At 49.2% G+C, this 13,816-nt stretch carries 9 protein-coding genes and 2 pseudogenes; 5 read left to right on the top strand and 6 right to left on the bottom strand.

The features are described 5' to 3' along the window. Window positions 1-79 precede the first annotated feature (79 nt). Both smc and A7C91_RS00860 read left to right on the top strand, forming a co-directional pair. Window positions 80-3,646: a chromosome segregation protein SMC gene (gene smc, locus A7C91_RS00865; RefSeq protein WP_068664093.1), complete on the top strand. Its 3,567-nt coding sequence runs from the start codon at window positions 80-82 to the stop codon at window positions 3,644-3,646. Window positions 3,647-3,651: 5 nt separating this feature from the next. Next, a complete protein-coding gene (locus A7C91_RS00860; RefSeq protein ID WP_068664090.1) occupies window positions 3,652-4,314 on the top strand; it encodes a segregation and condensation protein A in 663 nt (220 codons plus the stop codon). A 123-nt stretch (window positions 4,315-4,437) separates the two neighbouring features. Here A7C91_RS00860 and A7C91_RS12480 read toward each other — a convergent pair whose 3' ends face one another. The 5 genes and pseudogenes from A7C91_RS12480 to A7C91_RS00845 form a co-directional block, all read right to left on the bottom strand. Beyond that, window positions 4,438-4,914 (bottom strand): hypothetical protein, encoded by a 477-nt coding sequence (locus A7C91_RS12480; RefSeq protein ID WP_394326657.1) that lies wholly within the window; start codon window positions 4,912-4,914, stop codon window positions 4,438-4,440. Window positions 4,915-5,106: 192 nt separating this feature from the next. Then, window positions 5,107-6,026 (bottom strand): annotated as a pseudogene (locus A7C91_RS12570) (carbamoyl phosphate synthase preATP-grasp domain-containing protein); the annotation flags it as partial. A gap of 115 nt (window positions 6,027-6,141) precedes the next feature. Then, on the bottom strand, window positions 6,142-7,602 hold the full coding sequence (gene carB, locus A7C91_RS12470) for a carbamoyl-phosphate synthase large subunit (protein WP_394326656.1): 1,461 nt from the start codon (window positions 7,600-7,602) through the stop codon (window positions 6,142-6,144). After that, a pseudogene (gene carA / locus A7C91_RS00850) lies at window positions 7,586-8,707 on the bottom strand (glutamine-hydrolyzing carbamoyl-phosphate synthase small subunit). Before carA ends, carB begins: the two are co-directional and overlap by 17 nt. A 394-nt stretch (window positions 8,708-9,101) precedes the next feature. Next, on the bottom strand, window positions 9,102-9,536 hold the full coding sequence (locus A7C91_RS00845; protein ID WP_068664089.1) for a hypothetical protein: 435 nt from the start codon (window positions 9,534-9,536) through the stop codon (window positions 9,102-9,104). A gap of 49 nt (window positions 9,537-9,585) precedes the next feature. Between A7C91_RS00845 and A7C91_RS00840 the strand changes: the two genes are divergently transcribed. Both A7C91_RS00840 and A7C91_RS12565 read left to right on the top strand, forming a co-directional pair. Further along, window positions 9,586-11,394: a DEAD/DEAH box helicase gene (locus A7C91_RS00840; RefSeq protein ID WP_413790122.1), complete on the top strand. Its 1,809-nt coding sequence runs from the start codon at window positions 9,586-9,588 to the stop codon at window positions 11,392-11,394. Window positions 11,395-11,420: 26 nt separating this feature from the next. Continuing rightward, the gene (locus tag A7C91_RS12565; protein ID WP_413790121.1) at window positions 11,421-11,954 is read left to right on the top strand and encodes an ERCC4 domain-containing protein; all 534 of its coding nucleotides are present in this window, start codon (window positions 11,421-11,423) and stop codon (window positions 11,952-11,954) included. Window positions 11,955-12,379: 425 nt separating this feature from the next. Here the strand turns inward: A7C91_RS12565 and A7C91_RS00835 are convergent, their stop codons facing one another. After that, window positions 12,380-13,222 (bottom strand): M55 family metallopeptidase, encoded by an 843-nt coding sequence (locus A7C91_RS00835; RefSeq protein WP_068664087.1) that lies wholly within the window; start codon window positions 13,220-13,222, stop codon window positions 12,380-12,382. A gap of 152 nt (window positions 13,223-13,374) precedes the next feature. Between A7C91_RS00835 and A7C91_RS00830 the strand changes: the two genes are divergently transcribed. After that, the gene (locus A7C91_RS00830; RefSeq protein WP_068664085.1) at window positions 13,375-13,614 is read left to right on the top strand and encodes a hypothetical protein; all 240 of its coding nucleotides are present in this window, start codon (window positions 13,375-13,377) and stop codon (window positions 13,612-13,614) included. Window positions 13,615-13,816: the final 202 nt, after the last annotated feature.

Here is a 13,816-nt window from a genome sequence, read left to right as displayed (position 1 = left end):
CCTTCTTCCTAAAGGGCGAGGTTTTCAAGCAGTAAAGTTATATAACCCTCTCCACCAATCCCTAACTTAGGTGTAGAGCATGCCATACATCGAGAAAATTGAAATGAAAGGTTTCAAATCCTACGGTAACCGAAAGGTCGTCGTTCCGCTTTCTAAGGGCTTTACAGCGATAGTGGGCGCCAACGGTTCTGGAAAGAGCAACATCGGTGACGCTGTTCTCTTCGTTCTCGGCGGTCTCTCTGCCAAGGCCATGCGCGCGACGAGGATAAGCGATTTAATCTTCGCCGGCACGAAGACTGAGCCCCCAGCTAAGTACGCTGAAGTTGCCATGTACTTCAACAACGAGGACAGGGGCTTCCCCCTAGATGAGGATGAAGTTGTCATCAAGCGCCGCGTTTACCCTGATGGCAGGAGCACCTACTGGCTCAACAGGAAGAGAACTAGCAGAAGCGATATTCTCGACGTCCTCAGCGCTGCGATGATATCCCCAGAAGGATACAACCTCGTTCTCCAGGGAGACATAACCAAGTTCATCAAGATGAGCCCTACTGAGAGGAGGATGATCATCGATGAGATTTCCGGAATAGCCGAGTACGACGTCAAGAAGGAGAAGGCTTTGAAGGAGCTCAAACAGGCCGAGGAAAACTTGGCGAGGGTCGATCTGCTCATAAGGGAAGTAAAGGCCCAGCTGGATAAGCTTGAGAAGGAGCGCAACGATGCTTTGAGGTACCTCGACCTAAAGGAGCGTGTTGAGAGAGCGAAGGTTACTCTTCTCTTAGGAGAGATCAGAAAACTCGAAAACCTTATCGAGGAAAGCCACGTTCGCGACAAGGGCATAGAAGCGGAAATAGCTGCCATAGAGGAGCGCCTTAAGGATATTGCCAAAGAAATAATCGCCAAAGAGAGGGAGCTGAACGCGGTCGAGACGGAGCTCGAAGAGAAGAGTGAGGACGGCATCCTTGAAGTAACGAAAAAGATAAGCGAGGTTAAGTCGAAGATAGAGATGGCCAAAAAGAACATCGAACTCGCCCAGAATGAAATAGAGGACAGTCAGCGCCGCCTTTCCAAGGCCAAGGAGGAACTTAAGAAGGTTTCAGAGGAGATAGAGAAGAGCAAAAGCGCGATCCAGCGCTGGAGCAAGAGAAAGGGGAAGCTTAAGGCCGAGATAAAGGAGAAAGAGGTTATCAAGAACGAGCTGGTCATCAAACTGGGAGAGATAGACAAAAATTTCGCCATAGCCAAGCAGGACTTTGACAGGGTCGTTGACGAGCTTGAGAATGCTAAGAAGGAACTTTACATGAAGGAGGGCGACGTTAAGAAGTTCGAGGAGGAAATAGAGCGCCTTAAGACTAAGATCGCCAAGGATAACGCCAAGCGAGTGGTCCTGAAGTCCAAAATTGAAGAAGCCAAGCGCTCTCTCGAGGAGAAGCGCTCGGAGCTCGGCGAGATAGAGGACAAGATGGCGAAGGCCGAGTCCCGTTTGAGAAAGACCGAGAAAGAGCTTGAGGAGAAGACGAAGAAGCTGAGTAAGGTGACGAGTGAACTGAGCAAGGCCAGGGAGGAGCTGATAAAGGCCGAGGCCCAGAAGGAGGTAAGGGGCAACCGGGCGATAGAGTTCCTCAAGGCCCAGAACATTCCGGGCCTCTACGGTTCTTTGGGAGAGCTTATTAAGGTGGCAGATAAGGATTATGCTTTAGCCGTTGAAGTCGCTCTCGGTGGCAACTACGACAACGTTGTGGTAGAAGACGATAAGGTGGCCGAGAAGGCCATTAAGCTCCTCAAGGAGAAGAAGCTCGGAAGGCTAACCTTCCTCCCTCTCAACAAGATAAAGCCGCGCTCGATGAAGGAAAAACCAAGCCTTGGAGTTCCAGCGATGGACGTCGTCCAGTACGACCCGAGGTTCAAAAACGCAGTGGCATACGCCCTCGGTGACACGCTGATAGTCAACGACATGGATGAGGCCAGAACTATCGGTATTGGCAGGGTCAGGATGGTGACCCTCGGCGGCGAGCTTCTCGAGAAGAGCGGAGCAATTACCGGCGGCCACTACAGGCCGAGGGGCAAGCTTTCAATCAACACCGACGAGCTTAGGAGAAAGGTCAAAGCCCTCGATAGGGAAAGGGAAGCCCTCGAGTCTGCAATCAACGCTCTCAAGCTCGAGATTAAGGGCCTTCAGAACGAGCTCTTTGAGATGCGCATGAGGAGAAGCGACCTCAGTAAGGATCTGCAGGTTATTCAGCGCGAGCTTGACAGGCTCCTCGCGGAAGACAAGGCTTTGAAGGAGGAAATCGAGGAGAGCGAGAGGCTCATCGAGGTTCTCGAGAAGAGAATAAGCGACACCAAGGGCGAGATGGCCAAGCTGAGGGGCAGGGTAGAAAGGCTTGAGAAGAAGAAGGACAAGCTCAAGAAGGCCCTGGAAAATCCTGAGGCGAGGGAGCTCAATCAGAAGATACGCGAGGTCGAGCACGAGATAAGCTCTCTCAGGGAGGAGCTGAGCAAGGTCGAGTCAAAGCTTGAGGGCCTTGAAGTAAGAATTAATGAGGAACTCCTTCCAAGGAAGGCTGACCTCGAGGAGGAGATAGAGGGCCTCATCAACAGAATAAACGCCCTCAGGAGCAATGTAGCGGAGAACGAAAAAGCCATAGTGGAGTTCGAGAATGAGCTTGAGGAGCTCAGGAAAGCTGAGGAGAACGTTAAGGATGAACTCAAAGAGCTCCGCGAGAGAAGGGAGACGCTTAGGAACGAGATAGTTGAGCTCCGCGCCGAGAAGGAAGAACTCATGAACAAGCTTCAGAACCTCAGGATAGAAGCCAACACGCTGAAGATACGCCTCGCTCAGTACGAGGCTACCCTCAATGAGAAGCAGGCGGAGCTCAAGCACTACGACGCCAAGCTCATCAAGTCTATCAAGGAGATACCGCTGGAGCTCGAGGCTTTGAAAGAGGAGATAGAGCGCATGGAGGAGGAAATACGCTCCCTCGAGCCAGTCAACATGAAAGCCATTGAGGACTTTGAGGTAGTTGAGCGCAGATACCTTGAGCTCAAGAGCAAGCGCGAGCAGGTCGTCGCAGAGAAGGAGAGCATAGAGGAATTCATCGAGGAGATAGAAGGCCAGAAGAGGACCGTCTTCATGCAGACACTCAACAAGATCGCCAAGAACTTCTCCGAGCTCTTCGCCAAGCTCTCGCCGGGTGGAAGCGCGAGGCTCATCCTCGAAAATCCGGATGACCCCTTCGCAGGTGGACTGGAGATAGAAGCCAAGCCAGCCGGCAAAGACGTCAAGAGGATTGAAGCCATGAGCGGTGGCGAGAAGGCTTTGACGGCTCTGGCTTTCGTCTTTGCAATCCAGCGCTACAAGCCAGCGCCATTCTACCTCTTCGATGAGATAGACGCGCACCTAGACGATGCCAACGTCAAGCGCGTTGCTGACCTGATAAAAGAGGCCTCAGAGAACAGCCAGTTCATCGTCATAACTCTCAGAGACGTCATGATGGCCAACGCAGAGAAGATAATAGGCGTGAGTATGAGGAAAGGCGTTTCCCGGGTCGTCGCGCTCAGCCTTGAGAAGGCTATGAAGATACTCGAGGAGGCAAGGAAGAAGAGTGAGGCCGAGCACGCCGAGATGTTTGGCCATCTAAGCGGGTGAGAACCATGGAATCCCGCAGGGAAGAGGAAATCACTCCAGTTGATATACTCCTTCAGCTCGTCCAGATGGGAAAGGTGGATCCGTGGAACATTGACATAGTCGACCTTACAGAAAAGTACATCGAAAGGCTCAGGGAGATGAAGGAGCTCGATCTCCGCGTTTCCGCGAGGGCTATCTTAGCTGCTTCAATCCTCGTCAGGATGAAGAGCGAAGCTTTGCTGTACACGGACGAGAAAGAGGAGAAAGAAAAGCGCGAGGAGCACATCCGCGTCGAGGTCGAGCCTCTGGCGCCTCCGCTCAGGAGGGTGGAGCGCTACTACACCTTCGATGACCTGCTGGATGCCCTCATGGACGCGCTGGAGGAGGCGGAAAAGCGGAAGCCGAGGAAAAAGAAGAAGGTCGAGATTGAGGAGGAAATATTCGTCGTCGACGACTTTAGAGTTGACATTGAGAAGCACGTCAACAGGCTCCACGAGATAGTCCGGAAACTCTACAGCGAGACCGGGGAGCCGATAAGGTTCTGGGATCTGGTCTTTGACCCCAGTCCGAAAATAGTTGCCAGAACCTTCCTCTACCTTCTCTTTCTCTCCAACATGGGCAAGGTCGAGCTGATTCAAGATGAACCCTTTGGGGAGATACTGGTGGTGCCGGTGGAGGAGAGCGCTTAACCTTGTCCCTAGGAACAGAGCACTGAACAAGCTCAACGTAGTGAAGGCATTGAGAAAGTTAAGTTTTTGGTCTTTTGGTTTTTCTCTCTACACTACCAAAAATAAAAAAAGATAAGTGGGATATTAGATGTTGGGACTTTTGATAGGTTCCTTTAGGAAAGAAGTGTTTACTGGAACTTTTATCCCATAATATTCGCTTAGCTCTTTAATCTCAAAAGAGTTCTTTTTTGCCCATGCGAATGCCTTTGAAAGCTCATAAGCCAAGTTTGCATCTAAAACAACTGGGACGTTCAAATCAACGGCAGTTCTCCTTACCTTGTAATCCCTGCCTTTTGCATAGCCAGAGGTCATTACCAAGTCGATCTTACTGTTTTTCATTAACGCTATTGCCTTTTCTTTGCTTATTGGCTTTCCAATGCTTAAAGCATCTTCAAGCGTAAATACTTCGTAGCCGAGAGATTCAAGAATCTTAGCTGTTTCGCTTAGCTTATCTTTTCCATAGCCATAAATCAATACACTCTTTTCGGGCATTCTGTTCGGCTTCACTGAAAGCCAGCTCTTAAGCAGTGCATCCTCGAATTCGCTACCGAGAGCGGCCACCTCTCCCGTGGAACGCATTTCTGGGCCGAAGAAGGGATAAGCGTTTTGGAGCTAAGACCACGAGAACTGTGGACTTTTCACAGCGAAAGCCTTCAGAGGTATTTCATAGTACTTGTACTCCTCACCAATTGAGAGCTTTCCATCAACTACTGCCTGAGCCGCTAACTCCATTAAATTTACGCCTCTTGCCTTGCTTGAGAATGGCAGTGATCTGCTCGTTCTTAAGTTTAGTTCAAGGACATAGACGTCTCGTTTATCAAGAACTGTATGTTGAACGGCCCCCTAATTCCTAAAGCCAAAGCAAGCTCTAAAGCGATTTCCTGCATCTTTTTAACTTGCTTGGGTTGTAGATAGCGGTATGGTTTAACCATTGTGGCATCTCCACTGTGAACACCAGCTTTTTCTACATGCTCCAAATTAACACCGACAACTCTTCTTCCATCTGACACAGCATCCATCTCAGCTTCCATGGCATCTAAGAATTTTGAAACTACCACAGGATGTTCTGGAGATACCTTCGCCGCTAAGGAGAGGTATTCTCTCAGCCCTTTCTCATTGTAGGCAACTTTCATTGCAGTTCCGCTCAAAACGTAGCTTGGCCTTATCATAACCGGATACCCAACTTCCTCAGCGAACTTTAGAACCTCTCTAAGGCTTTTCGCAGCTGTCCAGGGTGGCTGCTTTATTCCCAAATCTTCGAGGAGTTTGGAGAACTTGGCCCTGTTTTCAGCTACATCAACACTCATTCCCCTCGTTCCCAAAAGCCTAACTCCATTCTGCTCAAGCTTTTTAGCCAAGGAATTAGCTAACTGTCCGCCAGCAAAGGCAACGACACCTTCCGGCTTCTCAAACTTGTAGATGTCCAAAACTCTCTCGAGGGTTATCTCCTCGAAATAGAGCTTATCATTAATGTCCCAGTCTGTTGAAACTGTTTCGGGATTATAATTAAGCACGATAACCTCATAGCCCCTCTTTTTTGCTGAATTTGCGAAATTCACAACTGCCCAATCGAACTCAACGCTAACACCTATCCTGAAGACTCCAGCACCTAAAATCAAAACTTTTGGCTTTTCCGTGTGAGGGATGTCGTTTTCTTGGGCATCATAGGTCATGTACAGATAATTTGTCTTTGCAGGGAATTCTCCAGCCAGAGTGTCAATCTGCTTCACGAAGATTTTTGGCTTCTTGAATTCCTTTAACTTCTTACCCACTAACCTCTCTATTTGCTTATCGCTGAAGCCGAGCTTCTTCGCTTATGAGCTCTTCAGTTGGGTTCTTTTTCAATTCTTCCGCCATTCTAACGAGGTCTTCGATTATGTAGAGATAAAAGCGGTCTATTCCAGTGATTTCATAAATCTCATTAACGCCTGCCCCAAGCTTTAATGCTTTGGCTATATGCATTGGCACATAAGGCTCATAGTTCCTTATTCTCTTCATGACCTCCTCCAAGGGCTCATCCCTTTCGTAATATTCACCAATCAGTTCATCCCCGATATCAACCATTCTAATTGCTTTTTGGAATGCCTCATGTAAGTTCCGCCCTATTGCCATAACTTCTCCAATGCTCTTCATCTCTGAATTTATCCTATTGTTTGCGTTTTCAAACTTCTCTAAGTCCCATCTCGGAACCTTAACGACAACATAATCCAAGCTCGGTTCAAAAGCCGCTGTGGTAACTCCAGTCACACCGTTTAATAGCTCATCTAAGGTATAGCCCAAAGCAAGCTTCGCCGCTATATATGCTAAGGGGTAACCCGTTACCTTGCTCGCTAACGCAGATGAGCGGCTCATTCTTGGATTTGTCTCAATTATGTAAAACTCCTCTGATTTTGGATTTAAGGCCAGCTGAACATTACACTCGCCAACTAAACCTGTTGCTTCAGCGACCTTTATTGCCGCGCTCCTTAGAATTTGATACTCTCTGTTGGTGAGAGTTTGAGAAGGAGCAATAACTATGGAATCTCCAGTATGGACTCCCATCGGGTCAAAGTTCTCCAAGCATGCAACGGCAACGGCATTTCCGTTTTTATCCCTCACAACTTCAAACTCTATTTCCTTCCAATGATAGAGGTATTTCTCGACCAAAACCTCGCCAACCTCACTCTGAGCGAAAGCCCTAATGATATAGTTTTCAAACTCCCCCCTGTTCCAAGCAACGAAAGAACCCCTACCACCGAGGTTAAAGCTCACCCTAACGATGACAGGGAAGCCAATCTTCTCCGCTATTTCAATTGCTTCTTCAACGCTTTTAGCCGCTCCGCTTGGTGGTATTGGAAGACCGGCTTTTATCATTGTCTCCCTAAACCTTTCTCTATCCAAGGCTTTCTTTATGCCTTCTATGGGTGTCCCAAGGACTTTAACACCGTATTTATCTAAAATTCCGCTTTCATAAAGTGCTACACCCAAAGATAAGGCGCTTTGCCCGCCAAAGCCTAACAAAATTCCATCCGTTTTCTCTTTCTTTATAATCTCCTCAACAAATTTGACATCCAGAGGAAGGAGGTAAACTTTGTCAGCCATCTCATGGCTAGTCTGGATTGTAGCAACGTTCGGATTTACTAATATAGTTTCAATGCCTTCCTCTTTTAGGGCTTTTAATGCCTGACTTCCGCTGTAGTCGAATTCAGCAGCCTCACCAATCTTTATTGCACCAGAACCCAAAACTAAGACTTTAGAAACCATGAGCATCACCTTCGATTAGTTTTGCAAAAAGGTCAAAGACCCAAGTAGAATCTAAAGGACCTGGAGAAGCCTCGGGGTGGAACTGAGTCGCTATAATCGGTTTATTTGGGTGATAAATTCCCTCAACGCTTTTATCGTCGAGATTAATCATCCAGACTTTAAATTCGTTCAAGCTCTCGGGTTTTACCGCGTAGCCATGGTTTTGCGTCGTTACAAAGACTTTTCCTGTTTTTAAGTCTTTTACGGGTTTATTAATTCCTCTGTGACCGTATTTAAGCTTGTAAATCTCTGCACCGTCAGCCAAAGCTAGTATTTGGTTGCCCAAGCATATTCCCATTGTAGGCACATTGTACTCAATTACAGCTTTAACCTTCTCCACCAACGTCTCCAGCAGAGCTGGATTTCCTGGGCCGTTGCTTAGGAATATCCCATCGGCGTTAAATTCCTCGAAGGCCGTTATTAGGTCATATGTGTAAGGTATCCTTATGACCTTAAAGCCTCTCTTTAAGAATTCTCGCAGAATGCCATACTTAGCTCCACAATCAACCACAACAACGGTCTTATCTGCTTTTTTAGGTCCATGAATTGTTATTTCTTTTGGGGTCACCTTATCGACAAAATTTGCTTCATCATAACTTAGCTTTCTGACCTTCTCCATGATCTTTCCAAGCTCTTCCTTCTCATAATCACCAACAGCTAAAGCTCCCATCATGACTCCTTTTCCCTTATCTTCTTAACTAACGCTCTTGTATCAACGCCCTCTATCCCTGGAATTCCTTCTTTTTTGAGCCACTCGTTTAGGCTCATTTCGCTTGCCCAGTGGCTTGGTCGCATGAGTTTTGAACTCACGTAACCTTCAACTTGAATTTTATCTGACTCGTAGTGAAGGGGAATGCCATTTTCCCTAAATTTCTTTACCTGGCACGCCATAGTTTCCAATTAGTGGATAAGTGGTGACCAAAATTTGTCCCTTGTATGATGGATCCGTTAATGACTCTGGATAACCGACCATTGCTGTTGTAAAGACTACCTCTCCGAACTTGACTCCCTCAGCTCCAAAGCCTTTTCCTTCTACAATTGTCCCATCTTCTAATAAAAGATAAGCTTTCACTTAGATCACCCACTAATTTTTGCTCTCATAATTATAGACGTAAATCCGCCCAATTATTCATTTTTGCAATGCTAATATCAACAGGTTAATGTTAAAAGTTTAAGATTGTTGAAGTCTTCTTCGAGCGTTTTTTCTGCCGTTTCAATGTATTCTATGGCTTTATCTGGATTTGGAGAGCCTATAACGGGCTTTTTAATTCCCTCCTCTAGACCGACTTTAATTTCGTATTTTTCTATAACCTTAGGTTGGGAATCCTCTTCCCGCCGCGTTCAACGTAGTCCTTTATCAGCTTCCAACGGTTGTAGCCTTTCGTAATGATCTTGAGAATAGTGACGTTTGGCTCAGAACACGGAGTATAAGTTATGGCACCGTTACTAAGTTACGCCCCCATCACCTAAGTGCTCTTCGCTCCCCTCTCTTCTCTCTTCGCAGGTCTCAGTGTTATCGCCAGCAAGGGCTCTTCACTGCCAACGTACAGCGAGCGCTTCTCTCTGTTGAGGTAGAAGCAGTATTTACCCTCAGGAATTAGCTCGAGGAACTTTCTCGGGAGTGTTTCCCTCACGAGCTTGTCATCGAGAAAGATGCACTCGTAGGGCCTGCTTATCCCATCCACGCGCTCCTTTATATCTTCTAGCGTGAGCCTCTCGCAGTCCAGCCTCGAGCAGATGAGGGACTTCCTCCCATCTGTGAAGATCACTATCCTCTCGTTTACCTCTATCCTCCTGGAGCGGTCGAGGAAGTCCCAGAGCTTTTCATAAATCCGTTCGAGCCTTCTCCTCTTGGCGAGCCTCTTGGCTAACCTCTCCTTCGCGTGATGGGTGAGGAGCATGTCTGGAGTTCGTCCGAGAGTTTATAAACTTCGCCGGGGAGGTAGGAATATGTATCTCCGCAGGGATCTCATCCAGCCCAGGGTTTATCAGGAGGTCATCTACGTACGGTGTAAGGAAAAGAACTGCCTCGTTGTCCTGCCGACAGGGTTGGGAAAGACTCTCATCGCCATGCTCATAGCAGACTACCGCCTCTCCAAATACAGTGGCAAAATCCTTATGCTCGCTCCGACGAAGCCGCTCGCGGTTCAGCACGCTGAGAGCTTCAGAAAGCTTTTCAACCTCCCAGCAGATAAGATAAACGTTCTCACGGGCGAGCTTTCCCCGAAGGAGAGGGCCGAAATCTGGGAGAAGAGCGTCGTAATCACGGCAACTCCGCAAACGATAGAGAACGACGTTTTAACGGGGCGGATTTCTCTTGAGGATGTTGTCCTGCTCGTCTTAGATGAGGCCCACCGGGCAGTGGGCAACTATGCCTACGTTTTCATAGCTAAGGAATACCTCAACACCGCCAGAAATCCCCTCGTCCTTGGCTTAACGGCCTCACCTGGAAGCGACGAGGGAAGGATAAGGGAGATAATCGAAAACCTCGGCATCGAGCACGTCGAGGTTAGAACTGAGAACTCGCCCGACGTGAAGCCCTACGTCCAAAGGGTGGCCTTTGAGTGGGTTAAGGTAGAGCTCCCTAGCATCTACAAGGAGGTTCGCTCCCTGCTTAGGGAGATGCTTAAGGAGAGCCTAAAGCCCCTCGCCCAGTTTGGGCTGGTCAGTTCTTATTCGCCAGATATCTCGAAGAGAGAGGTTCTCCAGGCGGGCTCGAAGATAAACGCGGAGGTAGCAAAGGGCAACTACGAGATTGGAAGGCTGAGGATGTACCAGGCTAAAGCAGTCAAGCTCCAGCACGCGATTGAGCTCCTGGAAACGCAGGGTTTGACGGCTCTGCAGGCCTACCTCAAAAAGCTCCGCGAGGACAAGAGAACGAAATCGAGCAGAGAGCTTATGGATGACCCCCGCATGAGGAAGATTATCTACATCCTCGTCCAGGCGAAGGAGCTTGGCATAGATCACCCAAAGATGGAGAAACTGAAGGAGCTCGTCAAGGAGCAGCTGAGCAAAAAGCCGAACTCTAAGATAATCGTCTTCACGAACTACCGGGACACGGGTAAGAAGATAGTGGAAGAGCTGAGGGGCATGGGAATCAGCGCCGAGCGCTTCATAGGCCAGGCAAGCAGGAGCAACGACAAAGGAATGAGCCAGAAGCAGCAGAAAGAAGTTCTCGAGAGGTTCTCACGCGGGGAGTTCAGCGTTCTGGCCGCCACAAGCGTCGGTGAGGAGGGCCTGGACGTTCCCGAGGTGGATTTGGTCGTATTCTATGAACCCGTACCTTCTGCTATAAGGAGCATCCAGAGGCGCGGGAGGACCGGCAGACACAGGTCCGGAAGGGTAGTAATCCTCATGGCCAAAGGAACACGCGACGAGGCCTACTACTGGAGCTCCAGGCGGAAGGAGAAGGGCATGTTTGAGGCGATTAGGAAGATAGCCCGTGAGCTTGAGGCCGAGATGAAGGAGAGGGAGGATATGAAGAGGGGTAAGATTACTTCCCTCGATGCTTTTCTAAAGCCCAAGAAGAAGCAGGCTGAAGAAAAAACCGAGGGAATTGAGGGGGCTGAGAAGCTCTCTGGGGAGAAAGTGGAGAAACCTGAAAAGGCAGAGCCCTCGAAGGAGAAGATCTACGAGAAGCTCCAGATAAAGCCCATTTTCGTTAGAAAGCCAAGGGAGATAGTCGTTTATGTTGACAGCAGGGAGCTAAGAAGCGGCGTGCCAAAGCATCTCAGGGAGCTCGGCGCGAGGTTGAGGTAAAAACGCTTGACGTTGCCGATTACGTGGTGAGCGAAGAGGTTGGAATAGAGCGCAAGAGCGCCAACGACTTCATCCAGTCCATAATAGATGGCCGCCTCTTTGACCAGGTGGAGAGGTTGAAGAGGGCCTACGAGAAGCCCGTGATAATCATCGAGGGGCAGCTCTACGGCATAAGAAACGTCCATCCCAATGCGATTAGAGGCGCTATAGCGGCCGTAACGCTCGACTGGGGCGTGCCGATACTCTTCTCCTCTGGACCGGAAGAAACTGCCCAGTTTGTCTATCTCTTAGCCAAGCGCGAGCAGGAGGAGAGGAAGAAGGAAGTAAGACTGAGGAGCGAGAAGAAGGCCCTAACTCTCGCCGAGAGACAGCGGCTAATAGTCGAGGGTCTGCCCAACATCTCGGCCACCCTGGCGAAGAGGCTCCTTAAGCACTTCGGCAACGTCGAGAGGGTTTTCACCGCCACGGAGGAGGAGCTACAGGAAGTTGAAGGCATCGGGCCGAAGAAGGCGAGGGAGATAAGAAAGGTGATAACGGCACCTTATGTAGAGGAAGATTAAAGTGGACAGGGTCTGTGAGTCTCGCCGCCGACGCTTACTGCAACCTTTGGCCTATCATCCATTGCTGGCATGTACCCATTGGTCCTGGAGACCAAAACGAGGTAGTTGTTCATCTTAAAGGTTGAGAAGCTTACTTTAATTGGGTTGCCATTCTCTATTCCCCACCGCTCTCCTTGTAAACCAGCTCCCACTCCGCCGGTGGCTGGAAGCTCAGCCAGTTGATGTTGTTAAGCCCGTTGAGGTCAGATAGGCTTATGAAGAAAACCATCCATTAAACCAGTCAACAACATTCCGCCAGCGCTTGCCGAAGGCAAGGGCTGTTAGTGTGCCCCCTGGGAGCGAAGGGAGGTCACAGCTCGCCGAGGCGCTCTCCTCCCCGCGGTTTCCCGGGGGCGTTTAGAGTTTCTCCCTTCCAAGCTTAAGCTTTACCTCGTGACGATGGCGTTCACTCCAGCCGCCGCGAGGGTCAGCAGCTCAAAGACCCTGTAGGCCTCTTCAACGGTCTCTGCCTCGAACTCGACAGTCTTTCCGTCCAGTCTCTTGATGAACGGGAGAAGTTCAGCGGTATCTGCCATGTCGCTTCTCAGGAAGCGGACCCTAACGTTCACTGGCTCCTCCGTTTTCAGCGGCTTTGCCTCACCGTTCTTGAGCCTCTCAACGGCCCTGGCAATCCCCTCCTGGAGCTCCCCTCTGAGCCTCACCATGCTTGGACTTTTGGCTGCATAGCGTGAGGGCGATTCTTTGAATGCCACTCCCTCAACCCACGGGGCGAACCTCTTAACGTCCTCCTCGATGAGCCTCCTGTCACCTCCGACGAGGATTACGGGAACTCCCCAGCTCCCGAGGAGGTAAGCGTTCAGGAGGAACTCGCTGACCTCGACGCCGTTTATCTCGAGCCTGTCTATCGAAGCCCCGCTGTATGTGTGGTCAAAGGTTGCGTAGCTCGTTCCGGCTTTGGTGTGGTAGCCGATGAAGAGCGCTGCATCGCTTCCCTTGGCGAAGGCCACCATGCTCAGGGGCCTTGGAAAGCCCCTAACGAGCTCTACGTACTCGGGCATTTCCCCCTGGATGACGTTTACCATCGGGCCGTGGCTGTCGGCAACTACGACCTCATCGAAGCCGTTCCTGTGGAGGGCTTCTGCGGTTACTTTAACTATTTCGGTCGCTATCCTTCTGGCCTCGTTGTAGAGGGCCCCTTTAACGAAGAGGTGCTCCCTGCTGACGATGTAGGGGAGCCCCTCAAGATCGACGGAGATAAAAGCACGCATGGGCATCACCAAGATAAAAATCGAAACGATAAAAGAAAAGTCTTGCGGTGGCTTTTCATAACCTCCGAGAATATTCCTGATGAGATTTGATAATCTACGCTCATGAAAAAGGTTATATAGACCTTCTTTCATAAAATAAAGCGGTGATGAGTATGCAAATTGTTGAACTTAACATAAGATTGCCCTATGAGGGCAGGGGAAAAATTTTAGGCCGGTTGTATGAAAATGTTAGGGGCAAGATTCGCGACATACACTTCTTCCCGCCTGACGCAGAGGGTATAAGTGAAATCAGGATGGAGATTGAAGCAGATAACGGTAAAAAGCTCGTTAAGGATCTCATGAAGATTGTGGGTGAAGGAAAAGTTTTATTTAAAGTTCTCAGTGAGGTTTGATTCTTTCCAAGTTTTTGCCATTTGGAGTAAGGTCCTTGATCTCATCATGATCCTACCCTTTTCTTGCATATAGAGGTCACGAGCATAAACACCAGAACCACCAAAAAGAGCATAAAGAATATTCCCGTTTGAGTCTGGTACCGTTCTTTGTGAACTATCCTGCTATACTTTATGGGTGGGGTCAAGACTCTCACCCCCTCTT

The sequence above is a fragment of the Thermococcus piezophilus genome (genome assembly GCF_001647085.1).
In the GTDB taxonomy this organism is placed as follows: Archaea; Methanobacteriota_B; Thermococci; order Thermococcales; family Thermococcaceae; genus Thermococcus; species Thermococcus piezophilus.
The sequence above is the reverse complement of the archived record's forward strand: the minus strand, read 5'-3'. Positions and strand labels throughout refer to the sequence as shown.